The organism is Microbacterium sp. JZ101 (genome assembly GCF_053903175.1).
This window is the reverse complement of sequence record NZ_CP096400.1, coordinates 2,050,495-2,075,797: the sequence shown is the minus strand read 5'-3', so window position 1 is coordinate 2,075,797 and position 25,303 is coordinate 2,050,495. Positions and strand designations below refer to the sequence as shown.

General features: G+C 73.2%; 17 protein-coding genes and 1 tRNA gene. 12 read left to right on the top strand and 6 right to left on the bottom strand.

Annotated elements, in window-relative coordinates; all coding sequences use genetic code 11:
- Complete coding sequence (locus M1D56_RS09730) at window positions 1–3,495, top strand: ATP-dependent helicase (protein WP_456285229.1); 3,495 nt, start codon at window positions 1–3, stop codon at window positions 3,493–3,495.
- 6 nt (window positions 3,496–3,501) lie between these two features.
- Here M1D56_RS09730 and M1D56_RS09725 read toward each other — a convergent pair whose 3' ends face one another.
- Complete coding sequence (locus tag M1D56_RS09725; protein WP_456283414.1) at window positions 3,502–4,749, bottom strand: phosphotransferase; 1,248 nt, start codon at window positions 4,747–4,749, stop codon at window positions 3,502–3,504.
- A 64-nt stretch (window positions 4,750–4,813) separates the two neighbouring features.
- Here M1D56_RS09725 and nudC point away from each other — a divergent pair, with 64 nt between their 5' ends.
- Both nudC and M1D56_RS09715 read left to right on the top strand, forming a co-directional pair.
- Window positions 4,814–5,704: an NAD(+) diphosphatase gene (nudC, locus tag M1D56_RS09720; RefSeq protein WP_282978012.1), complete on the top strand. Its 891-nt coding sequence runs from the start codon at window positions 4,814–4,816 to the stop codon at window positions 5,702–5,704.
- Complete coding sequence (locus M1D56_RS09715; protein ID WP_456283412.1) at window positions 5,701–7,410, top strand: ATP-dependent helicase; 1,710 nt, start codon at window positions 5,701–5,703, stop codon at window positions 7,408–7,410. The genes nudC and M1D56_RS09715 overlap by 4 nt, the downstream gene beginning before the upstream one ends.
- A 788-nt stretch (window positions 7,411–8,198) precedes the next feature.
- On the opposite strand, the gene M1D56_RS09710 is transcribed toward M1D56_RS09715, so the two are convergent.
- A complete protein-coding gene (locus tag M1D56_RS09710) occupies window positions 8,199–9,614 on the bottom strand; it encodes a zinc-dependent metalloprotease (RefSeq protein WP_456283411.1) in 1,416 nt (471 codons plus the stop codon).
- Window positions 9,615–9,735: 121 nt separating this feature from the next.
- Here M1D56_RS09710 and M1D56_RS09705 point away from each other — a divergent pair, with 121 nt between their 5' ends.
- Both M1D56_RS09705 and M1D56_RS09700 read left to right on the top strand, forming a co-directional pair.
- On the top strand, window positions 9,736–10,863 hold the full coding sequence (locus M1D56_RS09705) for a YlbL family protein (protein ID WP_374727735.1): 1,128 nt from the start codon (window positions 9,736–9,738) through the stop codon (window positions 10,861–10,863).
- Window positions 10,864–10,912: 49 nt separating this feature from the next.
- Entirely contained in the window at window positions 10,913–13,849 is a 2,937-nt protein-coding gene (locus M1D56_RS09700; protein ID WP_456283410.1) for a UPF0182 family membrane protein, read from the top strand.
- 245 nt (window positions 13,850–14,094) lie between these two features.
- On the opposite strand, the gene M1D56_RS09695 is transcribed toward M1D56_RS09700, so the two are convergent.
- Window positions 14,095–14,171: transfer RNA gene (locus M1D56_RS09695), tRNA-Met, on the bottom strand.
- A 90-nt stretch (window positions 14,172–14,261) separates the two neighbouring features.
- Here M1D56_RS09695 and M1D56_RS09690 point away from each other — a divergent pair.
- Together M1D56_RS09690 and M1D56_RS09685 are read left to right on the top strand one after the other, a co-directional pair.
- Window positions 14,262–14,801 (top strand): DUF6328 family protein, encoded by a 540-nt coding sequence (locus M1D56_RS09690; protein WP_271172130.1) that lies wholly within the window; start codon window positions 14,262–14,264, stop codon window positions 14,799–14,801.
- A gap of 9 nt (window positions 14,802–14,810) precedes the next feature.
- Window positions 14,811–15,617: a carbon-nitrogen hydrolase family protein gene (locus tag M1D56_RS09685; RefSeq protein WP_324014517.1), complete on the top strand. Its 807-nt coding sequence runs from the start codon at window positions 14,811–14,813 to the stop codon at window positions 15,615–15,617.
- A gap of 3 nt (window positions 15,618–15,620) precedes the next feature.
- On the opposite strand, the gene M1D56_RS09680 is transcribed toward M1D56_RS09685, so the two are convergent.
- Window positions 15,621–16,823 (bottom strand): aminotransferase class I/II-fold pyridoxal phosphate-dependent enzyme, encoded by a 1,203-nt coding sequence (locus M1D56_RS09680; RefSeq protein ID WP_456283409.1) that lies wholly within the window; start codon window positions 16,821–16,823, stop codon window positions 15,621–15,623.
- 107 nt (window positions 16,824–16,930) lie between these two features.
- Here M1D56_RS09680 and M1D56_RS09675 point away from each other — a divergent pair, with 107 nt between their 5' ends.
- The 3 genes from M1D56_RS09675 to M1D56_RS09665 all read left to right on the top strand — a co-directional run bounded on the left by M1D56_RS09675 (window position 16,931) and on the right by M1D56_RS09665 (window position 21,177).
- On the top strand, window positions 16,931–18,424 hold the full coding sequence (locus tag M1D56_RS09675; RefSeq protein ID WP_282978001.1) for a S1C family serine protease: 1,494 nt from the start codon (window positions 16,931–16,933) through the stop codon (window positions 18,422–18,424).
- 63 nt (window positions 18,425–18,487) lie between these two features.
- Entirely contained in the window at window positions 18,488–19,750 is a 1,263-nt protein-coding gene (locus M1D56_RS09670) for a CDP-glycerol glycerophosphotransferase family protein (RefSeq protein ID WP_456283408.1), read from the top strand.
- Window positions 19,747–21,177: a CDP-glycerol glycerophosphotransferase family protein gene (locus tag M1D56_RS09665; protein ID WP_456283407.1), complete on the top strand. Its 1,431-nt coding sequence runs from the start codon at window positions 19,747–19,749 to the stop codon at window positions 21,175–21,177. Before M1D56_RS09670 ends, M1D56_RS09665 begins: the two co-directional genes overlap by 4 nt.
- 4 nt (window positions 21,178–21,181) lie before the next feature.
- On the opposite strand, the gene M1D56_RS09660 is transcribed toward M1D56_RS09665, so the two are convergent.
- A complete protein-coding gene (locus M1D56_RS09660) occupies window positions 21,182–22,213 on the bottom strand; it encodes a glycosyltransferase family 2 protein (protein ID WP_456285228.1) in 1,032 nt (343 codons plus the stop codon).
- A gap of 136 nt (window positions 22,214–22,349) precedes the next feature.
- Between M1D56_RS09660 and M1D56_RS09655 the strand changes: the two genes are divergently transcribed.
- Window positions 22,350–23,579, top strand: a complete 1,230-nt coding sequence (locus tag M1D56_RS09655) for a CDP-glycerol glycerophosphotransferase family protein (protein WP_456283406.1) — start codon at window positions 22,350–22,352, stop codon at window positions 23,577–23,579.
- 3 nt (window positions 23,580–23,582) lie between these two features.
- On the opposite strand, the gene M1D56_RS09650 is transcribed toward M1D56_RS09655, so the two are convergent.
- Window positions 23,583–24,353, bottom strand: coding sequence for a 3'-5' exonuclease (locus M1D56_RS09650; protein WP_324014529.1), 771 nt, complete (start codon window positions 24,351–24,353; stop codon window positions 23,583–23,585).
- Window positions 24,354–24,420: 67 nt separating this feature from the next.
- Here M1D56_RS09650 and M1D56_RS09645 point away from each other — a divergent pair, with 67 nt between their 5' ends.
- The gene (locus M1D56_RS09645; RefSeq protein WP_456283405.1) at window positions 24,421–25,296 is read left to right on the top strand and encodes an alpha/beta fold hydrolase; all 876 of its coding nucleotides are present in this window, start codon (window positions 24,421–24,423) and stop codon (window positions 25,294–25,296) included.
- The last annotated feature ends 7 nt before the right edge of the window (window positions 25,297–25,303 follow it).

Here is a 25,303-nt window from a genome sequence, read left to right as displayed (position 1 = left end):
ATGGGCGTCGAGACCCTGCACGCCGACGACACCCGCCGGGCCGGCGGATGGCCGGGCGGGCACGGCATCAGCGCTACCGACATCGCGGCGGCGCTCGGACAGCCGACGCCGACGCCTGCCCAGCAGCGGGTCATCGAGGCGCCGCAGACGCCGGCGCTCGTCGTCGCAGGCGCGGGCAGCGGCAAGACCGAGACGATGGCCGCGCGCGTGGTCTGGCTCGTCGCGAACGGCCACGTGCGCCGCGACGAGATCCTCGGGCTCACCTTCACGCGGAAGGCGGCCGGCGAGCTGGCGGAGCGGATCGCGGCGCGCCTGGCCGTGATCGACGAGTTCGGCCGCAGGGGGCTGCTGCCGCACCTGCCGCGCATCGTCGCCGAGGGAGCGCTCGCGCGCGTCGAGACGGCCGTCGCGCCGCGCCAGCGCGAGACGATCCGGCGGCAGGTGCTCGACGAGCTCGCGGCGCGCTTCGCCACCGGCTGGGATCCGTCCGCGCCCCGCACGGCGGACGACCTCATGATCCGGCCCCGGGTCGCGACGTACAACGCGTTCGCCGACTCCATCGTCCGCGAGCACGCCGCGCGCATCGGCCGCGATCCCGACGCCGCGATGCTCAGCCAGTCGGCGTCGTGGCTCATCGCGCGTGCGGTCGTGCTGCGTGCCGACATCGGCGGCCTCGAGGACATCGACAAGGCGCTCTCGACGCTCATCGACGCCGTGCAGCGCCTCGCCGCCGACGTGCTCGACCACCGGGTCGATCTCGACGAGCTCGAGCGCGTGTGCGCGGCGGAGGAGGCGGCGATCGCGCCGTACGTCGACGACGCGAAGGACCGCGACATCGAGAAGGCGTGGCGGCATCTGCACGCCATGCCCGTGCTCGTGCAGCTCGTCAGGGCGTACATGGCCGAGAAGACGCGCCGAGGCGTGCTGGACTTCGCCGACCAGGTGGGCGGTGCGTACGACATCGTCGAGGGAGCCCCCGACGTGCGCGCGCAGCTGCGCGAGCAGTACCGCGTTGTCCTCCTCGACGAGTACCAGGACACCTCGGTCATCCAGACCCGGTTCCTCGCCGAGCTCTTCCGCGACAGCGCGGTGATGGCCGTCGGCGACCCGCACCAGTCGATCTACGGATGGCGCGGCGCGAGCGCCGACAACCTGTACGCGTTCGCGCGCGCGTTCGCGCGCGACAGCGCGGCCACGTCGTACAGCCTCATGACGAGCTGGCGCAACGACCGTCGCATCCTCGACGCCGCGAACCGCGTGCTCCGCCCGCTGCAGGGCGCAGGGGCGTTCGCGGTGCCGGCGCTCGAGGCGCGGCCCGGCGCCGGCGAGGGCCGCGTCGGCGTGCGGTTCGCCCAGACCGTCGACGACGAGGCCGACGAGGTGGCCGCCTGGTTCGACGCGGTGCGCGCCGAGCACGCCGCGTCGGGAGCAGATCGCCCGCACACGGGGGCCATCCTCTTCCGGTCGAAGCGGCACATGCAGACGTTCGCGTCCGCGCTGGGCCGCCGCGGCATCCCGCACCGCATCCTCGGGCTCGGCGGACTGCTGTCCACACCGGAGGTCACCGACGTCGTCTCGGTGCTGCGGGTCATCCACGACCCGACATCGGGCTCCCCGCTCATCCGGCTGCTCGTCGGCCCGCGCTTCGCGGTCGGCGTCGCCGACATGGCGGCGCTCCACGACCTCGCGACCGCGCTCGCGCAGCGGGACGGCTCGCTGAATCCGCTGCCGGACGACGTCCGCGATCGGCTTCGGGCGTCGCGCGGGGCCGACGAGGCGGTGTCGATCGTCGACGCGGTCGAGTTCATCCGCACGGCCCGCGACGACTACCGCCTGCTCGAGAGCATCAGCCCCGAAGGGCGCGCGCGGCTCCGCGCGGCCGGGGAGATGCTCGAGCGACTCCGTCGCGCCGCGGGCCAGCCGATCCCGGAGCTCATCCGCCTCATCGAGCTCGAGCTGCGTCTCGACATCGAGCTCGCCGCGAACGAGTCGCGCGGACCGGCGCGCGTCGCGGCCACCCAGCTGCGCGCCTTCGGCGACGAGGTGCGCGCGTTCCTCTCCGCGGACGAGCGGGGCACGATCGGGAGCCTTCTCGCCTGGCTCGACAAGGCCGAGCGCACGGACGAGCTCGTGCCGCGGCCGGAGCCGCCAGAGCCCGGGGTCGTGCAGCTGCTGACGATCCACGGCTCGAAGGGTCTCGAGTGGGACGCGGTGGCCGTCGTGCGCCTCGTGAAGGACGAGCTGCCCAGCCGCGTGACCGACGCCTCCGGATGGCTCGGCTTCGGCGTGCTGCCGTTCGCCCTGCGCGGCGACCGGACGGCGCTTCCGCAGCTCGCCTGGGATCCTCAGGCCGCGATGGAGTCAGCGGGCGACGACCCCGCCAAGCGGTTCAGAGCCGCTGAGAAGGCGCTCGCGACGGCGATCACCGCGTTCAAGAGAGCCAACGGCGACTATCAGCGCGAGGAGGAGCGGCGCCTGGCGTACGTGGCGATCACGCGCGCACGTCGCGACCTGCTGCTGACCGGCTCGCACTGGGCGGGTCAGAAGACGCCGCGGACGCCGAGCGACTACCTCCTCGAGATCATCGACGAGCAGGGCCTCGACCCGATCGGCGACGTCGATCCGGACGACAACCCGTACGAGGGCGCGTCGATGACCAGGACCTGGCCCATGGATCCGCTCGGCTCGCGGAGGGCACGGGTCGCGGCGGCCGCGGCGGCCGTGGCCGCGGCGACGAGCGCCGAGCCCTCGGACGAGCTCGCCCTGCTGCTGGCCGAGCGCGCCGAGCGGGAGCGCGGGCGCCGGTTCGGCGTGCCCACGCGCGTGCCGGCGTCGCGGTTCAAGGACTACGTGTCCGATTTCTCGGGGACGGTGTCGCAGATCGCGCGGCCCATGCCCGAGCGGCCGTACCAGCAGACCCGTATCGGGACGCTGTTCCATCAGTGGGTCGAGGCGCGCTCCGGTGCGGCCGGCGCCGGATCGTCCGTCGACGACGCCCTCTGGGAGAGCGACGAGGAGCTGTGGAGCGATCACGACGCAGCGGGCACCGAGGTGTCCGCCGAGGACGAGGCGGCGCTCGAGCGACTCCGGGAGACGTTCCTGCGCAGCGAGTGGGCGTCGCTGCGCCCCCTCGAGGTCGAGACGGAGATCGACTTCCCCCTTCCCTCCCTCGGCGGCGCGCCGCAGCACATCGTGATCTGCAAGCTCGACGCGGTCTACCGCCGGGAGGATCGCGGGGGGCGGATCGAGATCGTCGACTGGAAGACCGGACGAGCCCCGCAGACGGCGGCCGAGCGCGACGAGCGGATGCTGCAGCTCGCGCTCTACCGGCTCGCCTACCACCGGCGGCACGGGGTGCCCCTGGAGGAGATCGACGTGGCCCTGTACTACGTCGCCGACGACCTCGTCCTGCGGGGCGACCGCGTGTACACCGCCGAGGAGCTCGCCGCGCGCTGGCAGGAGACCCAGGGGCGCACGGCGGCGCGCGTCGGCTAGCGCCGGTCAGTCGCCGCGCTGCTCGCGCTCCTGGGCGATATACGCCTCCATGTCGAGCGGCACCGTCGCGCCCGACGGATCGTCCGCCGGCTGCGCCGTCGGAAGGCGCACCTCGGGGACGGTGTCGGTCGTGATCCGGGCTTCGGCGGCGTCCGCGTCGTCCCACCGCTCGCCCCAGTGGCCGTCTCCGTCGAGGGAGAGCTGAGCGGGGTCGTACGCGTCGGTCTGCATCGAGGTGTCGACCGCCGCCGGCGTCGTCTCGGGCACTCGGCCGATCGCCGCGAGGGCGTCGTCGACGTCCGACGAGGCGGCGCCGAGGCCCGCGAGCAGGCGGTCGTCGCGCACGCCGTCCGACAGCGACTCGAGCAGGGCCGCCGCGTCGTCGACGACGTCCGGACGGTGCGCCTCGAGGCCGTGCACGAGCCATCGGGCGAACTCGAGCTCGGCGTGCAGTCGGGCGCGCACCCGCAGCGCGGCGTCGGGCGCGCGGTGCGCGGCCGCCGCGTACGCCTCGTGGATGTCCTCGGCGGCGTCGGGCGCGGACGCCACCCAGCGCAGGTCGACGGCGGGGTCGTCGATCGACAGGCCGTGCCAGTCGAGCACGCCTGCGACGCGCGGGACGCCCGCGACGTCGTCGGTCAGCACGAACGAGGTGGACTGCGTTCCGCCGAGGCACACGGACGACTCGAACGCCCAGAGTCGGTCGTCCTCGACGGCCTCGCGCCAGCGCACCATGAGCCGGACGGGGACGCGCCCGCTCGCGCCCGCGGCGTCGAGCACCCGCTCGATGTCGGCGCGCGACTGGTCCGGCGTGCGCACCGGGAGCCCGGCCGACCGGACGACCGAGCCGGGCAGCGCGTGCAGCACGGCCATCGCGCGGCCGAGCGACTCCGCGACCCCGCGCCCGGGCGGGATCTCGCTCGCCTCGACCTGGTAGCCGCGCACGTAGCCCGTGACCACCGCGCTCGTCCCGTCGAACGGCACGGCGCCGTGGAACTCGGGGGCGTCGAAGCCGAGGAGCTCGCGCACGCCCGACGTGAGCGCGCGCAGCGCCACGATCTCGGCCGAGATCTCGCGCTCGGCGGCCTCGTCGACGGGCACGCGGACGACGAGCTCGCGCCCGTCGGCGAGCGTCGCGACCGCCGCGTCGAAGCGGCCGGCGCCGCCGGCCGTGAGGGACCTGACGCCCGTGACCTCCGCACCGGGCACGGCGGCCGTCGCGGCCGCGGCTAGAGTGAGGAGTGAGCGTGGCATGGGTACCAGGTTAGGTCGCCGCCGTGCTCGTCCCACCGCGCCACGCCCGCGAGAGAGGTACCGGATGCCCGTCCATTCCGCCCCTGCGAGGATCGACAGGAGCGCGGAGGAGCGCGACGCGCCCGGCCTGCTCGAGACGGCGATCGCCGATCCCGCGACGCGCGTCCTCGCCGTCCGCGGCGACGCGGCCCCGGTCGCGGCGGACCCCGCGCCTGCGCTCGCGCTCGTCGAGCCGGGCGACGTCCGCGACGGCGCGACCTGGGCCTTCCTCGGGCGCGATGCGTCGGGCGCGGCGGTGCTCCTGGCCGCGTTCCCGCAGGACGCCGACGCCCTGCTCGTGGACGCGGAGTGGAGCACCATCCGGACGTCCGGCGCGCTCCTTCCCGCCGGGCAGCTCGACGTCCTCGTCGTCGCGGTCGCCCTCGGCCGCTGGCTCGTGGACGCGCCGTTCTGCCCGGCCTGCGGCTCGCGCACGGAGGTGCGTCAGGCCGGATGGTCTCGGCTGTGCCCCGGCTGCGGCCGCGAGCACTTCCCGCGCACCGACCCCGCGGTGATCGTCGCGATCACGAGCGCCGACGGAGAGCGCCTCCTGCTCGGCGCGAACGCCTCGTGGCAGGGGCGGATGTACTCCTGCTTCGCGGGGTTCGTCGAGGCGGGGGAGTCGCTCGAGACGACGATCCACCGGGAGATCCGCGAGGAGGCCGGCGTCCGCGTCGACGGCATCCGCTACCTCGGCTCGCAGCCGTGGCCGTATCCGCGCTCCCTCATGCTCGGGTTCCACGCGGCCGCCGTCGATGACGCCGAGGCGCGCGCCGACGGCACCGAGATCCTCGATGTCCGCTGGTTCACCCGCGAGGAGATCGGCGAGGGCCTGGCCGGGCGCGGCCCCGTCGCTCTGCCCGGCGCGGTCTCGATCGCGCACCGCCTCATCCGAGCCTGGTACGAGGCCGCGTGAGCGCACTCGACGCCCTCGACGAGCAGCAGCGCAGGGCAGCGTCGATCCTGCGCGGCCCCGTCGCCGTGCTCGCAGGAGCCGGCGCCGGGAAGACGCGCGTCATCACGCACCGGATCGCGCACGGGGTCGACACGGGCGCGTACACGCCGCAGCGCGTCATGGCGCTCACCTTCACGGCCAAGGCGGCCGGCGAGCTGCGCGGGCGGCTGCGGGCGCTCGGCGTCGAGGGCGTGCAGGCCAAGACCTTCCACGCGGCGGCGCTCGCGCAGCTGAACTTCTTCTGGCCCACCGTGACGGGCGACGTCGCCCCGACCATCGTGGACAACAAGGTGCGCCTGCTCGCGCACGCCGCCGACGAGCTGCGCCTGCGTCCGGACAAGGCGACGCTGCGCGACATCGCGGCGCAGATCGAGTGGCGCAAGGTCACGATGCGCTCGATCGAGCAGTACGCGACCCTGCAGCGCTCCGTCGGCAGCATCCGCCCGTCGGCACTCGTCGACCTCATGCGCGCGTATGAGAAGCTCAAGGACTCCCGGCGGCAGCTCGACTTCGAGGACGTCCTGCTCGCGTGCGCGGGCATGCTCGAGGCGGAGCCGCAGGTGACGCGGGCCGTGCGGGAGCAGTACCGCCACTTCACGGTCGACGAGTACCAGGACGTCTCGCCGCTGCAGAACCGGCTCCTCGAGCTGTGGCTCGGCGATCGCCGCGACATCTGCGTCGTGGGCGACGCGAGCCAGACGATCTACTCGTTCACGGGCGCCGAGGCGCGCTTCCTGCTCGACTTCGAGCGCCGGTACCCGGATGCGACGGTCGTGCGGCTCGAGCGCAACTACCGCTCGACGCCGGCGATCGTGGATGTCGCGAACGCGCTCATGCGCGGTCGTCCCGGTGCGCTCCGGCTCGAGGCGTCCGCCGCGGCGACATCCGGTGAGATGCCGGTCGTCACGGGCTACCACGACGAGCACTTCGAGGCCGAGGGCGTGGCCGACGCCATCGCCCGTCAGCTCGAGTCGGTGCCGCCGGCCGACATCGCCGTGCTCTACCGCTCGCACGCCCAGTCCGCCGAGATCCAGGACGCGCTCGCGCGGCGGGGGATCCCGACGACCGTCCTCGGCGGGCGGCGGTTCTTCGACATGCCCGAGGTGCGCCAGGCGCTGCTCGCCCTCCGCGGGGCGTCGGTCGCGCCGACCGATCAGGGCTTCGCCGACCTCGTGCGCGACGTGCTGCGCAGCCTCGGCCACGCCGAGGAGCCGCCGGCCGCGGGCGGTGCCCTGCGCGACGCGTGGGAGGCGCGCGCCGCCATCCTGCGCCTCGCCGAGGAGGCCCCGCCGGGCACGACCCTCCGCGCGTTCACGGAGGGGCTTCTCGCCCGCGCGAAGGACCAGCACGAGCCCACGCTGCAGACGGTGACCCTCTCGACCCTGCACGCCGCCAAGGGCCTGGAGTGGCCGCACGTGCATCTCCTGGGACTCGCCGAGGGGCTCCTGCCGATCTCGTACGCGACGTCGCTCGACGGGGTCGACGAGGAGAGGCGCCTCGCGTACGTCGGCATCACGCGCGCAGGGCGATCGCTGTCGCTGTCGTGGCCTCGCGCGTCGGCGTCGGGTCGGCTGCAGCGAGAGCCGTCGCGCTTCCTCGCGGAGATCGGCACAGGCACTCTGCGTGGTGCCGGTGGCTCCGCCACTGCCGGCGCCCGTCGCCGCTGACGCGCGCGGACCGCGCGGCGTCGTCGCCCGCCGGGGCGCGCAGGAGCTCGGTCAGGAGCGTCGCCGTCGCCGCGACGAGGGGCGACGGCGTCTCGGGCGGGCGGCGCGCGAGCAGCTGCAGCGCGAGCACGGGCCAGGCCGGGTCGCGCTCGCGCTCATGCGCTGCGAGGCAGCCGAGGCAGGGCGTCTCGCCGGGGCGGACGAGCGGCCCCACCTCGGCGCTCTCGCGGGCGAAGACGATCGGCGCATGGACGACGTCGTCGCGCACGAGCGGCACCCACGCACTTGGCGCGACGGCGTGATGGGCGACGAGCGCGACGGGGACGTGCACGCTCACGGCCGCGAGCGTGACCCACTCCGGCGCCCATCCGCACGCGGCGAGGGCGTCGCACAGCGCCGTGACCGTCGCCGCGGAGACGCCGTCGGCGGTGAGGATGTGCAGGAGCCCGGGGTCCTCCTCGCGCCGCAGCGCGGGGGCGATGTGCGCGAGGAACGTCCGCAGGCGCACCTCGTCGACGCCGACCGCACCCGCGAGGTCGTCGTGCTCGTCGACGCCGTCCGCGAGCCGGACGAGGAGGCGCTCCTGCCAGGGCGCCGGCTCGCGGATCCGGACGCCGCCGTCGAGTCCGAGCTGGATCGTCGCGGCGTCGCGCCAGAGCGGGAGCCGCGCGGGGTCGAGGCTGAGGTGCGCCATAGCGCGATTCTGCTCCGCGCGACGCCGGCGCGAGCGGACTGTCCACAGGCGGCCCGACCTGCGCGCGCAGGTCGGGCCGCCTGTGGAGGAGACGTCACACGGGCTGGTCGCCCTCGGGCCGCGGATGGCCCTCGTCGTCGTCGGACGGCGGCGCCGGCGCATCGCGGTCGGCGTCGCCCTCGGTGCGCTCGGCCTCCTCGGCGAGCAGGCGCGCGAGCGCGTCGTCCATGTCGTCGGCCTCCGGCTGCTCGCCGCGGGCCTGCGCCTCGAGCCGCGCGATGAGACCGGCCGGATCGTCGATGTCCTCCGAGGTGGGCATGAGGTCGGGGTAGTCCCACAGGCTGTCGCGCGCGGCGATGCCCACGGCGTCCCCGACGGCGCGCCACATGGCGGCCGCCTCGCGCAGTCGCCGGGGACGCAGGCGCAGCCCGACGAGCGCGCCGAGCGCGTCCTCGGCCGGCCCGCCCTCGGCGCGGCGGCGGCGGATGGCCTCGGCGATGCGCTCGAGATGCGGCACGCGCGCGGTCGCGTCGGCGGTCACGACGTCGATCCAGCCCTCGACGAGCGCGAGGAGGTTCTCGAGGCGGGCGAGGGCGAGCTTCTGCGCCTCGGACTGCTGGGGGAGCAGAGCGCCGCTCTCGAGCGCCTGGCGGAGCTCCTCCGGGTTCGAGGGATCCAGGCGCGACGCCATCTCCTCGAGCGCGTCCGTGTCGACGCTGATGCCGCGCGCGTAGTCGTCGATCTGGGAGAGGATGTGCAGGCGCAGCCACTTCGCGTGCCGGAACAGGCGCGCCGAGGCGAGCTCTCGGGCCGCGATGTAGAGCGCGAGCTGATCCTCCGGGATCTCCAGGCCGGCCCCCAGCTCCGCGAAGTTCTGCGGAAGGAGCACGGCGCTGCCGGCCGGGATCACCGGGATCCCCACATCCGCGCCGCTCACGACCTCGAGGGAGAGCTTGCCGACGACCTGGCCGAGCTGCGTCGCGAACAGCGTGCCGCCGACCCCGCGCATGAGGCGCCCTGCGCTCTGCACGATGTCCTGCATCTCCTCGGGCACCTGCGAGCGCAGGGCCTCCGTGAGCGCGTCGGCGATGCTCGTCGCGACCGGCTCCGCCACCTCCTGCCACACGGGCAGCGTCTGCTCGACCCACTGGCCGCGCGTGATCGCGCGCGGCAGCTCGGCGGTCGGCGAGAGGGTCGTCACCTCGCCGAGCCACAGCCCGGCGAGAGCGAAGGCCTGGTCGAGATCGGTGCGCTGCCCGTCCGTCACGCCGAGACCGTCCTGGTTGGCGATGTGGAGCGCCTGGCGCTTCGTCGCGTCCCACGAGATCGAGCCGTCCTGCGCGCCGGCGAACATGCCCTGGAACTGCTGCATCATCTGCGACAGCGTCGCCGGGTCGACGGGCATGCCCGCCATGCGCGACAGCTGCTCGGGGTCGATCGCGCCGCCGTTCATGAGGCGGCGCAGGAGCTCCTGCAGGTCGTCGTCGGGAGTCCTGTCGTCGTCAGCCACGTCAGCCGCCTTTCAGCCGGTCTCGGTCCGTGCGATCTAGGCTAATCGCGCCGGTCCGTGCTCCTCCCGCAGTGAGGCGGATGCGCTTACGCCACCCGCGAACGACGGCGGAAGGATCCCCGTGACACTCATCGACGCCCCGCACTCCCGGTCTGCCCGCACGCCGTCCTCGCCCGCGTCACGGCGCACCGTCGCGGGCATCTGGGCGCTCGTGGTCGCCCTCGTCGCCCTCGTCGCGATCACCTTCCTGCCGACGTCGTACGTCATCCAGCAGCCGGGGCCCGTGTACGACACGATCGGGACGGCGCCCGACCACGACGGCGAGGAGAAGCCGCTCATCTCGGTCGAGGGGGCGCAGACGTACGAGACGTCGGGATCGCTCGACCTCACGACCGTGCAGGTCGTCGGCAACCGCGAGCGCACGCCGTCGTGGTTCGAGCTCGCACTCGCGTGGCTCGACGGCTCGCGCGCGGTGGTGCCGATCGACGCGGTGTTCCCCGAGGGGCAGACGAGCGAGCAGCGCGAGGAGCAGAACGCCGCGCTCATGGTCGACTCGCAGGCCGAGGCGACGGCCGCCGCGCTCTCGCAGCTGGGCTACGACGTCGGCGCCCGCCTCGAGGTCGTGCGGCCCACGAGCGACGACTCGCCTGCGAGCGGCGTCGTCGAGGAGGGCGACGTGATCGTCGCCGCGAACGGCGAGGACGTGGCCGACATCGATCGGCTCAAGGAGATCGTCGCGGAGGGCGAGGGCGCTCCCGTGACGCTCACCGTCCAGCGCGACGGCGCGGAGGAGGACCTCGAGATCACGCCGGAGGAGGGCGAGGTCGACGGCAGGACGACGTGGCTGATCGGCGTCTACCTCACGACGACGTTCGACTTCCCGATCGACGTCACGATCCAGCTCGACGACGTCGGCGGCCCGAGCGCCGGCACGATGTTCGCGCTGGGCATCATCGACACCCTCACGCCCGGGTCGCTGACCGGCGGCGAGGAGATCGCCGGCACCGGCACGATCGACGCGGCGGGGACGGTCGGCCCGATCGGCGGGATCCGGCAGAAGCTCTACGGGGCGCGCGGCGCGGGCGCCGACTTCTTCCTCGCGCCGGCGTCGAACTGCGACGAGGTCGTGGGACATGTCCCGGCGGGTCTCGAGGTCTTCTCGATCGAGACACTCGACGACGCCATGACGGCCGTCGAGGCGATCGCGCAGGGGGAGACGGGCGACCTGCCCACGTGCACGGCCGGCTGAGCATTCCCCATGACCGGGCGATGCGCGTGATGCGCATGCCTAGGATGGAATGGTGACCTCGACCTCAGCGCCGACTCCGGCCACGACCCCGTCTCCGTTCCGAAGAATCGTCACGATCTCGCTTGCGGTCATCGCTGCGCTCGTCGTCGCCTTCTTCGTGTTCGCATCGCTCTACACCGACTTCCTCTGGTTCGATCAGCTCGGCTTCGAGTCGGTGCTGCTGACGCAGTGGACGGCTCGGGTCGTGATGTTCGTCGTGGGCTTCGCGGGGATGGCGGTGCCGGTCTGGCTCGCGATCTTCCTCGCCTACCGCCTGCGCCCGGTCTATGCGCGCCTGAGCTCGCAGCTCGACCGGTACCAGGAGGTCGTCGAGCCGCTCCGCCGCCTCGCGATGTGGGGCATCCCGGTGTTCTTCGGCTTCTTCGCGGGCTTCGCGGCCTCGTCGCAGTGGGAGACCGCCTGGCTGTGGGCCAACGGCACGCCGACGAGCGACGCCGACCCGCTGTTCGGGCTCGACACGGGCTTCTACATGTTCGCGATGCCGTTCTACGCGGGCGTCGTCGGGTTCGCATCGGCGACCGTCCTCATCAGCCTCCTCGTCACCGCGCTCGTGGCCTACCTCTACGGGTCGGTCCGCATCGGGCAGGGCGAGCTGCGCATCTCGAAGCCCGCGCGGATCCAGCTCGCGATCACGGCCGGCGTCTACCTCCTCGTGCAGGCGGCCAGCCTCTGGCTCGACCGCTACTTCACGATGGTCGAGCAGGGCAGCCGCATCACGGGCCCGGGCTACGCGGGCGTCAACGCCGTGATCCCCGCGCAGACGATCCTCTCGATCGTCGCGGCGCTCGTGGCCATCCTCTTCTTCGTGACCGCGGTCATCGGCCGCTGGCGCTACCCGCTCATCGCGACCGCCCTGCTCATCGTGACCTCGCTCGTCATCGGCGTCGGCTACCCGTGGGCCGTGACGACCTTCCAGGTCCGCCCCAACGAGCAGGCGCTCGAGATGGACTACTACCAGCGCAACGTCGACGCCACCCGCGCCGCGTACGGCCTCGACGGCATCGAGAAGGTGCCGTTCGCGGCCGAGACCGACGCGGCCGCCGGTCAGCTGCGCGACGACGCGGACACGACGGCGTCCATCCGCCTCATGGACCCGGGCATCATCGGCCCGACCGTCCAGCAGCTGCAGCAGTACCGCGCGTACTACGGCTTCGAGGACACGCTCGACGTCGACCGCTACGAGGTCGACGGTGAGACGCAGGACACCGTGGTCGCGGTGCGCGAGCTCGACATGGACGAGCTCGACGCCGACGCGCGCACCTGGAACAACACGACCCTCGTCTACACGCACGGCTACGGCATGGTCGCCGCCAAGGGCAACGAGCGCACGAACGAGGGCGAGCCGGTCTTCATCGAGGGCGGCATCCCGTCCAGCGGCGCGCTGAGCGACCTCGAGTACGAGCCGCGCGTGTACTTCGGCGAGAACAACCCGGAGTACTCGATCGTCGGAGCGCCCGAGGGCGCCGACCCCGTCGAGCTCGACTACCCCGCCGGCGAGGAGGGCGCGTCGCAGACGAACACGACGTTCTCCGGCGACGGCGGCCCGAGCGTCGGCAGCTTCTTCAACCGCGTGCTGTACGCGCTCAAGTTCCAGTCCGAGCAGATCCTCTTCTCGGACTACGTGAACGAGGAGTCGCAGATCCTCTACGACCGCGATCCGCTCACGCGCGTGCAGAAGGCCGCGCCGTACCTCACCCTCGACAACGACCCGTACCCGAGCGTCGTCGACGGCCGGATCGTGTGGATCGTGGACGGCTACACGACGAGCGCGACCTACCCCTACTCGTCGCAGGTCAGCCTGTCGCAGGCGATCAGCGACTCGACCAACCCGACGCCGAACCTGCTGATCGACGAGATCAACTACATCCGCAACTCGGTCAAGGCCACGGTCGACGCCTACGACGGCAGCGTCACGCTGTACGCGTGGGACGAGGAGGACCCGGTCCTCGAGACCTGGCAGAAGATCTACCCGAACACGATCAAGCCGATCGACGAGATGTCGGGCGAGCTCATGAGCCACGTGCGCTACCCGACGGACCTCTTCAAGGTCCAGCGCGCGATGCTCGGCACGTACCACGTCGACAACGCCCGGGCGTTCTACCAGCGCGACAACGCCTGGACGACGCCGAACGACCCGACCAGCGACCAGCAGCTGCAGCCGCCGTACTATCTGTCGATGCGGATGCCGGGGCAGGACGAGGCCACGTTCTCGATGTTCACGACGTTCATCCCCGACGGCGGCACGCGCAACGTGCTCATGGGCTACCTCGCGGTCGACTCCGACGCGGGCGCCGACGCCGGCAGCGTGCGCGAGGACTACGGCAAGCTGACGATGCTCGAGATCTCGGCCGACACGACCGTGCCGGGGCCGGGTCAGGTGCAGAACTCGTTCAACTCGGACTCGCAGATCGCGAACGAGATGAACATCCTCACCATCGGCGCGTCGGATGTGAGCCTCGGCAACCTGCTGACACTGCCCGTCGGCGGCGGCCTGCTCTACGTGCAGCCCGTCTACGTGCAGTCGACCGGCGGCACGTCGTACCCGCTCCTGCGCAAGGTGCTCGTCGCGTTCGGCGACCAGCTCGCCTTCGAGGACACCCTCGCCGAGGCGCTCGACGAGCTGTTCGGCGGCGACTCGGGTGCCGACACGGGTGATGAGGATGTCACGCCCGTCGACCCGGAGACCGAGCAGCCGACCGAGCCCGAGCAGCCGGAGGAGCCGACGCAGCCGACGCCGCCGTCGAGCGACACCTATGAGCAGGCTCTCGCCGATGCGCAGACGGCGATCGAGGCGAAGAAGGCCGCGCTCGAGGAGGGCGACATGGTCGCGTACGCGGAGGCCGACGCCGACCTCACCGAGGCCGTCGAGCGCCTGCTCGCGTTCGTCGATGACACGGGTGCGGCCGAGGAGGCCCCGGCCGAGTAAGCCGGCGCAGCGCGCACGCACGCGGCCCCGCAGGAGCGATCCTGCGGGGCCGCTCCGCGTCTCCGGTCGTGTGCGCCGCCCCGCAGCAGGAGAATCGGATGGCTGCAGGACGGCGGCGGCGATCGGCGTCCTGCAGCGGGCGGATCCTCCTGCGCTCGCGCGAGGAAGGGGATGGCCAGCGCCGGGCAGGCAGCGCATGCAGAAAAGGCAGAAGGCCCGGATCCTCTCGGATCCGGGCCTTCACTTGGTTGCGGGGGCAGGATTTGAACCTACGACCTCTGGGTTATGAGCCCAGCGAGCTACCGAACTGCTCCACCCCGCGGCACATGAACAGCCTAACACGGCGTCGCGGAGAGGGCGAATCGAGCGGCCCCCTTTGCGCGCCCCGGGCGTGGCGCGAATGATGGAGGGCATGACGGCTGACACGGCACGGGCGGCGGGACTGCGTCCGGGGGAGAGCGCGGCGGAGCGCTTCGACCGCAACTGGAACGAGGTGCTCCAGGAGCTGCGCGTCCTGCAGACCGGCACCCAGATCATCACGGGCTTCCTCCTCGCCCTCGCGTTCCAGCCGGCCTTCGCCGACCTCACCGCCGGCCAGCGGGTGTTCTACCTCGTGCTCGTCGTGCTCTCCGCCGTGAGCGCCGTGATCGCGCTGGCGCCCGTCGCGCTGCACCGCGTGCTCTTCCGCGAGGGGAGGAAGGGGCTCACCGTGCGCTTCGGGCACATCGCGCTCCTGTCGGCGCTCGTCGTCGTCTCCGTCCTCCTCGTCGGCGTGGTCGGCTTCATCTTCGACGTCGTCGTGAGCGATCAGGCCGCCTGGCTCGCGGGAGGGATCCTCGGCGGTGTGATGCTGGTCCTCTGGGTCGCGCTGCCGCTCCTCCTGCGCACGCGCCCTCCGCGGCCGGGGGAGAGCGGCGCCCCCGCCGACGCCGCCCCGCGACCGGCGCAATAGGCTGGCGGCATGTCGGAGCACGCCGTCGGAGTCGCCGTCGCCCAGTTCTCGCCGGGCGCCGAGCCCCGCGCCAACCGCGAGGACATCGCGGCGCTCGCCGAGCGCGCCGCCGAGCGAGGGGCGAGAGTGGTCCTCTTCCCCGAGTATGCGAGCAGCTTCATCCACCCGTTCGACGAGACGCTCGTCGAACGCGCGGAGACGCTCGACGGCCCGTTCGCGCAGCACCTCGCCCGCGTCGCCGCCGACCACGGCCTCGTGATCGTGGCGGGGCTCCTCGAGCGCGCCGACGACCCGCGTCGCGTGCGCAACACGGTCGTCGCGGTCGACGCGGATGGCGTGCGCGCGACGTACCGCAAGGCCCACCTCTACGACGCGTTCGGTCAGCGCGAGTCCGACTGGGTGGAGCCGGGGGCGCTGACGGAGCCCGAGACGTTCGAGGTCGACGGCCTCGTGTGCGGCCTCATGACCTGCTACGACCTGCGCTTCCCCGAGTCGGCGCGCGTCCTCGCGGATGCGGGTGTCGACGTCGCGCTCGTTCCCGCGCAGTGGGTGCGCGGTCCGCTCAAGGAGCATCACTGGCGGACGCTCGTCACCGCGCGCGCGATCGAGAACACGATGTACGTCGCCGCGGCCGACCACACGCCTCCGCTCGCGGTCGGCAGCTCGCTCATCGTCGACCCGCAGGGGACGGCGGTCGCGAGCGTGGGCACGACGACCGACGTCGCCGTGGCATTCGCCGAGCGATCGGCGATCGACAACGTGCGGCGGGTCAACCCGGCGCTCGCGCTCCGGCGCTACCGCGTGGCCCCGCGCTGAGCCTCAGCTCCGCAGCGCGCTCAGGCGGGTCGCCGCGTCCTGGAGGACCTCGTCCCGCTTGCAGGCGGCGAAGCGCACGAGCGTGCGGTACTCGTCGCGCCGCTCCCGCGTCGCGAACGCGGTGAGGGGGATCGCGACGACGCCCGCGCGCTCGGGGAGCGCGCGGCAGAACTCCGCCGCGTCGCTCGCGCCCAGAGCCGCGGCATCCGCGACGGTGAAGTACGAGCCGGCCGGGGTCGAGACGTCGAAGCCCGCCGCGCGCAGCCCTTCGCCGAGGATCTCGCTCTTGCGTCGCATGTCGGCGGACACCCCGCGGAAGAACGCGTCGGGCAGGCCGAGCCCGACCGCGATGGCGGGCTGGAACGGCGAGCCGTTGACGTACGTGAGGAACTGCTTGACGGCGAGAACCGCGTCCACGAGCTCGGCCGGCCCCGAGACCCAGCCGATCTTCCACCCGGTCGTCCGGAAGGTCTTGCCCGCAGACGAGATGGTGAGCGTGCGCGCTGCGGCGCCGGGCAGCGTCGCGATGGGCACATGCGGACCGTGGTGCACGAGGTGCTCGTACACCTCGTCGGTGACGATGACGGCGTCATGGCGGTCCGCCAGCGCCACGATCCGCTCGAGTGCCTCCCGCGAGAACACCGCCCCCGTGGGGTTGTGCGGATCGTTCACGAGGATGATCCGGGTGCGGTCGGTGACGGCCGCCTCGAGCTCGTCGAGGTCCGGCTGGAAGTCGGGCCAGCGCAGCGGCACGGTGCGCAAGCGTGCCCCGGACAGCGCGACGCACGCGGCGTAGGAGTCGTAGTGCGGCTCGAAGACGACGACCTCGTCGTCGGGCCCGTCCACGAGCGCCAGCAGCGTCGCGGCGAGCGCCTCGGTCGCGCCGGCCGTCACGAGCACCTCCCGCGCGGGATCGAGCTCCAGCCCGTAGAAGCGGCGCTGGTGCTCGGCGATCGCCTCGAGCAGCTCGGGCACGCCGCGCCCCGGCGGGTACTGGTTGCGGCCCCCGGCGATGGCCGCCCGCGCCGCGTCGAGCACCTCGGCGGGGCCATCCTCGTCGGGGAAGCCCTGCCCGAGGTTGAGGGCGCCCGTGGCGGTCGCGAGGGCCGACATCTCGGCGAAGATCGTGGGGGCGGGCGAGCCGTCTGCCCCGAGCAGCCCGGCTCCTGCGGCGGTGCGCCTCCAGGCGCCGCTGACGTGTCGCATCCGCTCAGGCTACCCGCGCGCGAAGTCACGCCCGCGGCATACGCGCATCATAGGAAGCACACAGACTGCGGGATCACCCTGAAGAGGACGTGGAAGAAGGAGCACCCATGGACGAGCAGCGTTCCGAAGACACCCCTCTGAACATCCCGCCGCGGCCGGCGCCGCCGACGGGCTACGGGCGGCCGCAGGAGGCTCCCGCGCAGCCGACGCCGCCGCACGCCGCTCCGCCGCACGCCGCTCCCGGTCACCCGGGGGCTCCCTACCGCGCGCAGAGCGCGTACGAGGCGCATGGCGAGGGGCAGGGCGCGGCGTTCGGCGCGACGCAGCCCACGCAGCCGCTTCCGCACGACGGCGCGCCGCAGGCCGTGTGGGCGCCGCAGCCGCGCGCGGAGGAGCGGAAGTCGAAGGGCGGCGGCCGCGTGGCCGCGGCCATCCTCGTGGCCGCTCTCGTCGGCGGCGGCGCGGGCTTCGGCGGCGGCTGGGTCTCGAACTCCCTGACGGCCGGCGGCGGATCGGTCGCGGAGTCGGGCAGCGCGCCGTCGAATATCACGGTGAACAACCCCGGGTCGGTCAACGAGGCCACGGCGGTCGCGACCGAGGTGCTGCCGAGCGTCGTCACGATCGAGGTGGCCGGCGGGCAGTCGTCGGGCAGCGGATCGGGCGTCGTCATCAGCGAGGACGGCTACGTCGTCACGAACACGCACGTCGTGACCCTCGGCGGCACGGCGGCCGACGCGACCGTGCGTGTCACGGCGAGCGACGGCCGCATCTACGACGCCACGATCGTCGGCACCGACCCGACGTACGACCTCGCGGTGATCAAGCTCGAGGGCGCGTCCGGTCTCACGCCGATCGAGTTCGCCGACTCGTCGAAGCTCAACGTGGGCGCCACGACGGTCGCCGTCGGCGCGCCCCTCGGACTCGCCAACACGGTCACCACCGGCATCGTGAGCGCGCTCAACCGCAGCATCGAGATCGCGTCGGCCGCGGCGCCCGAGGGCGACAGCGTCGAGGGCGAGGACGAGGGGCAGGGAGAGGGATCGAGTCCCTGGTTCTTCGACATCCCCGGCCAGGAGGACCAGCAGGCGCAGGCGAGCGAGTCCATCGCGATCTCGGTCATCCAGACCGACGCCGCGATCAACCCTGGCAACTCCGGCGGCGCGCTCGTCGACAGCGAGGGCAAGCTCATCGGCGTGAACGTCGCGATCGCGACGGCCGATCAGAGCTCGTCGGAGTCCGGATCGATCGGCGTCGGCTTCGCGATCCCGTCGAACGTCGTCGAGCGGGTGGCGAACGAGATCATCGAGAACGGCACCGCGACGCACGGCCTCCTCGGCGCGAGCGTGCAGCCCTCGAGCCAGGTCGAGGGCGCGACCATCACGGGCGCGTACATCGCCGAGGTCGTCGAGGGCGGTGCCGCCGAGGCCGCCGGACTGCAGGAGGGCGACATCGTCACGCGGTTCAACGGCGCCAAGATCAACGACGCCGTCGACCTCACCGCCCAGGTCCGCGCGGCCGCCGGCGGCAGCGAGGCAGAGGTGGTCTACGTCCGCGACGGCGAGGAGCACACCGCGACGGTCGAGCTCGGCACCCTCGAGTGACCACCCCGCGCCCGTGAGAGCGGGCTGACCGGAAGGACGCCGCCCCACCAGTACGCTCGTGGGGTGGCGTCCTTCTCGTTCGGTGCGGGCAACGCGGCGAAGCTCCTGCGCCTGCCCCTGTATGCGCTGGGGAGGATCGCGACGCTCGCGATCCCGCGCGGCGACCGCTGGGTCTTCGGATGCGGCGCGGGCGTCGGCGACGGGCCGCTCGCGCTGTGGGAGGTGGCGGCCGCCGAGGGTCACCGTGCCGTGTGGCTGACGTCGGACTCGCGCGAGGCGGAGGAGGCGGCCGCGCGGGGCATCCCGACCCTCCCGAAGCTCTCCTGGCGCGGGTTCTGGGCGACCGCGCGTGGCGGCGTCCTCGTCGTGTCCTACGGCACGGGCGATGTGAACCCGTATGCCGTGTCGGGCGGATTCCTCGTGCAGCTCTGGCACGGCATCCCGCTCAAGCGCATCGGCCTCGACTCGCCCGAGACGGTCCGCTCGGCGCTGCTGCCCGACTCGACGCTCGTCCGCGGGCTGCTGGCCCGGCTGTATCGGGGAGCGCAGCGCCGGATCCGGCTGCTCCCTGCCGCGTCGCACCTCGTGCGGGGGCGCCTCGAGTCGGCATTCGCGCTGCCGGATGACCGCGTGGTGGTGACGGGGGAGCCCCGGGTCGACGTGCTGAGCGCGGGCACCGCGGACGAGCGCAGGGCTCGCGCGCGGCAGCTCCTGCGTGCGGCGGTCGGCGATCTTCCCGACGGCGCGCGTCTCGTGCTCTACGCCCCGACCTGGCGCGACGGCGAGCCCGACCCGGCCGTTCCCACGGCCGAGGAGTGGCGCGAGATCGTGGACGCGCTCGCCGCGGCCGACCTCGTGCTGCTCGTCCGCTCGCACCGCCTGGGGGCGGGCGCGTACGTGCCGCCTTTCCCGACGGACCGGGTGCGCGACCTCGGCTCCGATCGGCTGCGCGACGTCACGGCGGCGCTGCCCGGACTGGATGTCCTCGTGACGGACTACTCGTCGCTCGCGTACGACGCGGGCCTCGTGCCCCTGCCCGTGCTGTACCTGGCCCCCGATCTGGAGGCGTACCGCGCGCGACGGGGCTTCTACGGCCGATACGAGGACGTCGCCGGCGAGGACTACGCGACCGGCTGGCCCGGCCTCGTCGCGCAGCTGACGGAGGTCGCCTCCGACCCCGCGGCGCTCGCAGATCGCACCGCGCGGTCTGCGAGACTGAGCGAGCGCGTGCACGCGTTCCGCGACGGCGGCAGCGCTCGCCGTGTGCACGATGCGATCGTCGCTCGACGCGCGCGGGCCAGGGGCCCGAGGAGAGGAAACCGATGACGACCGCCCGGTTCGAGCAGGACGGCCCCGCCCTCGTCGTGGAGGGAGAGGGGGACGCGCCCGCCTCGGCGCGCCTCGAGGGCTCGCGCGCGGCGGTCGAGGGCGCGGTCTCCGCGAGCGGGGGCGGATGGTCGGTGCGCTTCGCGCTCGTCGCCGCACGCTGGGGCGGGCCCGAGCGACCGCTCCCGTCCGGACGCTATCGCGTGGCCGTCGCCGGCGCCGAGCTCGATGCGACGCTGCCGGTGGAGATGCTGGGCACGCTGCGCGCGCAGCTCGACGGCGACACGGTGCTCGTCGGCCCGCCCGTCGACCCCGTGTACGACGGCGGAGAGGCGCAGGGCTCGCTCGAGCGCCGCTACCTCTCGCACACCGCGCCGCTCGAGGACGCGGTCTTCTTCGAGAGCTTCTACGGGCGCAGCGCGAGCTGCAACCCGCTCGCGCTCGACCGGGAGATCGCGCTCCGCGCCCCGGGGGTCACCCGCTACTGGAGCGTGGTCGATCTCTCCGTGGCGGTCCCGGAAGGCGCGGTCGCGGTCGTCGAGGGGAGCCCCGAGTGGTGGCGCGCCCGGAGCGTCGCGAAGCTCGTGATCGTCAACGACTGGCTCCGCCGCGCGTTCGCCCGCCGTGATGGCCAGCGCGTGCTGCAGACCTGGCACGGCACGCCGCTCAAGCGCCTCGCCCTCCACCGCAAGGGGTTCGCGCCGCGCCGATGGGGAGCGGTCATCAAGGAGTCGCGCCGGTGGGACGTGCTCCTCGCGCAGAATCCGTACGCCGCGAGGATCCTCGCGCGCGCCTACGCCTTCTTCCGCAAGCCCGTCTGGGTCGAGGGCTACCCGCGCAACGACGCGCTCGTCACGGGCGACCCGCTCGCCGTGCGCGAGCGCCTCGGCATCGAGCCGGGGGAGCGCGTGCTGCTGTACGCGCCGACCTGGCGCGACGACCGCGACGAGATCGTGGCGTTCATCGACCCGGCGCGACTCGCGGTCGAGGCGGACGCCGTCGTGCTCGTCCGCGGGCACTCGCGCACCCTCATCCCCGGGCGCGACGTCGCGGGTCCGCGGGTCGTCGACGTCACGGCGTACCCCGACACGTCAGAGCTCCTCCTCGCCGCCGATGCGCTCATCACCGACTACTCGTCGGTGATGTTCGACTTCAGCGTCACGGGGAAGCCCATGTACTTCCTCGTGCCCGATCTCGCCCACTACCGGGGCGCTCTGCGCGGGTTCTACTTCGACCTCGCCGCGCGCGCCCCCGGCCCGCTCGTGCAGGACATGGACGGCCTCCTCGCCGCGCTCGCGGCGGATCCCGCGGAGTACGCCGAGCGCTACGCGGCGTGGCGACGCGCCTTCAACGCGCGCGAGGACGGCCGTGCCGCCGAGCGCGTGGTCGCGCGCCTCATCGACCAGGGGCTCCTGCCGGTCGGCTGACCCGCTACGGCAGCGGCGTGTTGCGCCCGGAGAGGCGCGAGGTGTCGACGGTGTCGTGCGCGCCGCGCACCGCGCCCGTGAGGAACCCGGTTCCCCACGACAGGTGCATGGTCGGCAGCACCGCGAGCAGCCATGCCCGCTCCCGCCATCCGAACGGCCCGGGCGCCCGCGCGCCGATCGCGACCGCCGCGACGAGCGCGGCGTAGGCGACGAGCGGCGCGCACAGGGCCCACGTCGCGATGGCGAGACCGGGCGCGGGCACGCCGGCGAGCTGCAGCGCCCCGCTGATCGCGGCGAGCGCCACGAGGATCACGAGCGCGGGCGGCGCGAAGTACTTGAGCGAGTTGCGGCGTCCGTAGCGGCGGAAGAGCTCACCGCGCCAGCGGCCGGTGGCGAGGAACTGCTGCGCGAGGCGCGTCCACCGCTCGCGCGGCCAGTAGGTCACCGACAGCGCGGGATCGAACCAGACGCGGTAGCCCGCCGTGCGAATGCGCAGATTGAGCTCCCAGTCCTCGCCGCGGCGGATGGTCTCGTCGAAGAGCCCGACCTCCTCGAGAACGGCGCGTCGCATGACGCCGAGGTACGCCGACTCGGCCTCGCCCTCGCGCGACCCTCCGTGGTACGCGCCGCCGCCGAGCCCCACGGGGGAGTTGTACGCCCAGGCGGCTGCGCGCTGGAACGGCGTCCGTCCGTCTGCCCGCATGACGCCGCCGACGTTGCCCGCGCGGGTGCGGGCGAGCGTCTCCAGAGCGCGGGCCGCGTAGCCCGGCGTGAGCTCCGAGTGGGCGTCGACGCGGATGATCGTGGGGTGCGTGCTCGCGCGGATGGCCGCGTTGAGCCCGACCGGGATGTCGGCGGCGGGGTTGTCGACGAGGACGATGCGCTCGTCCTCCTCCGCGAGAGCGCGCGCGAGCTCGGTCGTGCCGTCGGACGAGGGTCCGAGCGCGAGGACGAGCTCGACGGGCCCGGGGATCTCCTGCGCGAGGGTCGACTCGACCGCGCGGCGCAGGTACGGGGCCTCGTTGAGAACCGGCATCACGAACGACACACCCGCGTCGAGCGGGACCGACGGCGCGTCCCTCCGAGGCGCGCGGGGGCCCGGCAGGGGATCGTTACGCATTCGACGATCATCCCATGACGGCCGCCGGGAAAGCCCCCGGTAGCCTGGTCGGGTGGGTGTGACGCGCGATGTGAAGAAGGCGATCAAGCTCCTCCGGAAGGCCGTCGCGACGCGGAACGCACACAGGACGGTGCGCCGCACGCTCGCCACGCGGCCCCCGCTCACCCCGCGGAGGTTCCGGATCGCGGTGTACTTCGCCGACGGCGCGGTCAACATGTACCAGATGCGCCAGTGGTACCGACCGCTGCAGGAGCTCGCCGAGCGCTGGCCGGTCGTCGTCATGGCGCGCAACTCGCTCGGGGCGCAGGCGCTTCTCGACGACGGCGCGCTGCCGGTGGCGTTCACCCCGAGCGTGACGAGCATCGAGCGGTTCCTCGAGGCGCAGGACATCCGCATCGTGCTCTACGTGAACCAGAACACGCGCAACTTCCAGATGTTCCGGTACGGCGAGCGCTGGCACGTGTTCATCAACCACGGCGAGTCCGACAAGATGTACATGACGACCAATCAGTACAAGGCCTACGACCGTGCTCTCGTCGCGGGCCAGGCGGCGCGCGACCGCCTCTCCCGCGTGCTGTGGGACTACGACGTCGATGCGCGCACGATCGAGATCGGCCGCCCGCAGGCCGATCACTACTCGGGCGAGCTGCCCTACACGCCCGACGAGCGCACGGTCGTGCTCTACGCGCCGACCTGGGAGGGCGACCGCCCCGCCGCGCGCTACGGCTCGGTGGCGTCGCACGGGGAGGCGCTCGTCGCGGCGCTGCTCGCGACCGGCCGCCACCGCGTCATCTACCGTCCGCATCCGCGCAGCGGTGTCGTGAACGCGGCGTTCGGGGAGGCGAACGAGCGGATCATCCAGGCCATCCGCGCGGCCAACCAGAAGGACCCGTCCGCGCAGCACGTCTACGACGATCGGCCGGAGCTCGGATGGCAGCTCGCGGCGGCCGATGTCGCGATCGTCGACATCTCGGCGATGGTCTACGACCGGCTCGCGGTCGGCAAGCCCCTGCTCATCACGAGGCCCGCCGACCCCGCTGCGGAGATCGACGAGGGCGGCTACCTGTCGGCGTGCGAATGGCTCGAGCCGGCCGACGCCCCGGACATCGTCGCGCACGTCGAGCGCGTGCGCGAGGACCCTGAGGCAGCGCAGCGCCTCGCGCACTGGGTCGCTCACTACTTCGGCGACACGACGCCGGGGATCGCCACGGCGAAGTTCCACGCCGCCATCGAGCAGCTCATGGCGAGCTGGGAGGAGTGGCGCGCGCGCTCGTCGTCCTGATCCTCAGCGGATCGGCCAGCTGCCGTCGAGCGCGTCGGCGGGGTCGAGCCGGCCGATCTTCACGAAGTACTCGGTGAGGCTCTCCGCCTGCTCGCGCGCCCAGCCGATCTGCCGGTCGTGCAGCTCCGCGACATCCTCGGGGAGCATCCCCGCGTAGCGCTCGACGAGCGCGAAGGCGAGCCGCCCCGCGGCCACGGCGTCGGCCGACGCGTCGTGCGCGGCCTCGAGGACCACGTCGTAGTGCGCCGCGACGGTCGCGAGCGTGCGCTTGCCGCGGCGATACCGGTCGCACGTCTTGTCGACGACGAGCGGATCGAGCACGGGGGTGGGCGACGCGATCGGCTCGACGCCGTGGCGCAGGGCCTCGTGCTTGAGCAGGGAGAAGTCGAAGGGCGCGTTGTACGCGACGATCGGCACGCCCTCGGCGAAGATCGCGCGGAGCGCCGACACGACCTCGGCGACGACCTCGGCTGCCGGCCGCCCTTCCGCGCGCGCCCGCTCGGTCGTGATGCCGTGGACCGCGGTCGCTCCCTCGGGGATGTCGATGCCCGGGTCGGCCATCCAGTGACGCGACCGCAGGACCGTGCCGTCGGCCGAGAGGAGTCCGACGTAGGCCGTGACGATACGGTCGGACTCGACGTCGACGCCCGTCGTCTCGAGGTCGAACACCCCGAGGCGATCCAGGCGCCCGCCGGGCGCGGCGAACCAGGTGGGGCGCTCGCCCGCGTCATCGAGCTCGAACAGGGGCGGCGGATCCGGCCATGATGTCGCCATAGGGAGAATGTAGGGCGCAGCGGGGACAAACCCGCGTATGCCACCCCGGCGAACGTAGACTCGTGCGGTGCCCGTCGCCTCCCCGTACGCGTCCCGCCTCGCCCGCATCCCCGTCCGCCGCGCGGAGGTCGAGGTCCTGGGCACGCGGACGGCCTACTGGGTGTACGGGCCCGACGACGCCGAGACGAGCATCCTGGCGGTGCACGGGTTCCGCGGAGACCACCACGGGCTCGAGCCGGTCGTCGCGCATCTGCCCGGCGTGCGCGTCGTCATGCCCGACCTGCCGGGCTTCGGCGAGACGCCGCCCGTGCCGGGCCGGCCCCTCGACCTGGATGCGTTCGTCGCGTGGCTCACCGCCTTCGCCGCCGAGGTCGCGCCGGGCGCCGTCGTGCTCGGGCACTCGTTCGGATCGATCGTCGCGTCCGCGGCCGTCGCCCGCGGACTGCCGACACCGCGGCTGATCCTCGTGAACCCGATCGGCGCGCCCGCGCTCGAGGGACCCCGGGGCGTGATGACGCGCCTGGCGGTGCTCTACTACGCGGCGGGCGCTCGGCTGCCCGATCCCGTCGGCACGTGGCTCCTGCGCTGGCCGGTGATCGTGCGGATCATGAGCATCGCGATGGCGAAGACGCGCGACAGGGCCCTGCGCCGCTGGATCCACGACCAGCATGATCGCTTCTTCTCGAGGTTCTCCGACCGGCAGGCGCTGCGCGAGGCGTTCGTCACGAGCGTGTCGCACGATGTGCGCGCGTTCGCCCCGCGCATCGCCCAGCCCACGCTGCTCATCGCCGCCGACCGCGACGACATCACGCCGATCGAGGCCGAGCGCGCGCTGCGCGGGCTGTTCCCCGATGCGCGGCTCGTCGAGCTGGCCGACGTCGGCCACCTCATCCACTACGAGAGGCCCGCGGAAGCGGCCGAGGCCATCCGCTCGTTCGTGTGAGGCGCGC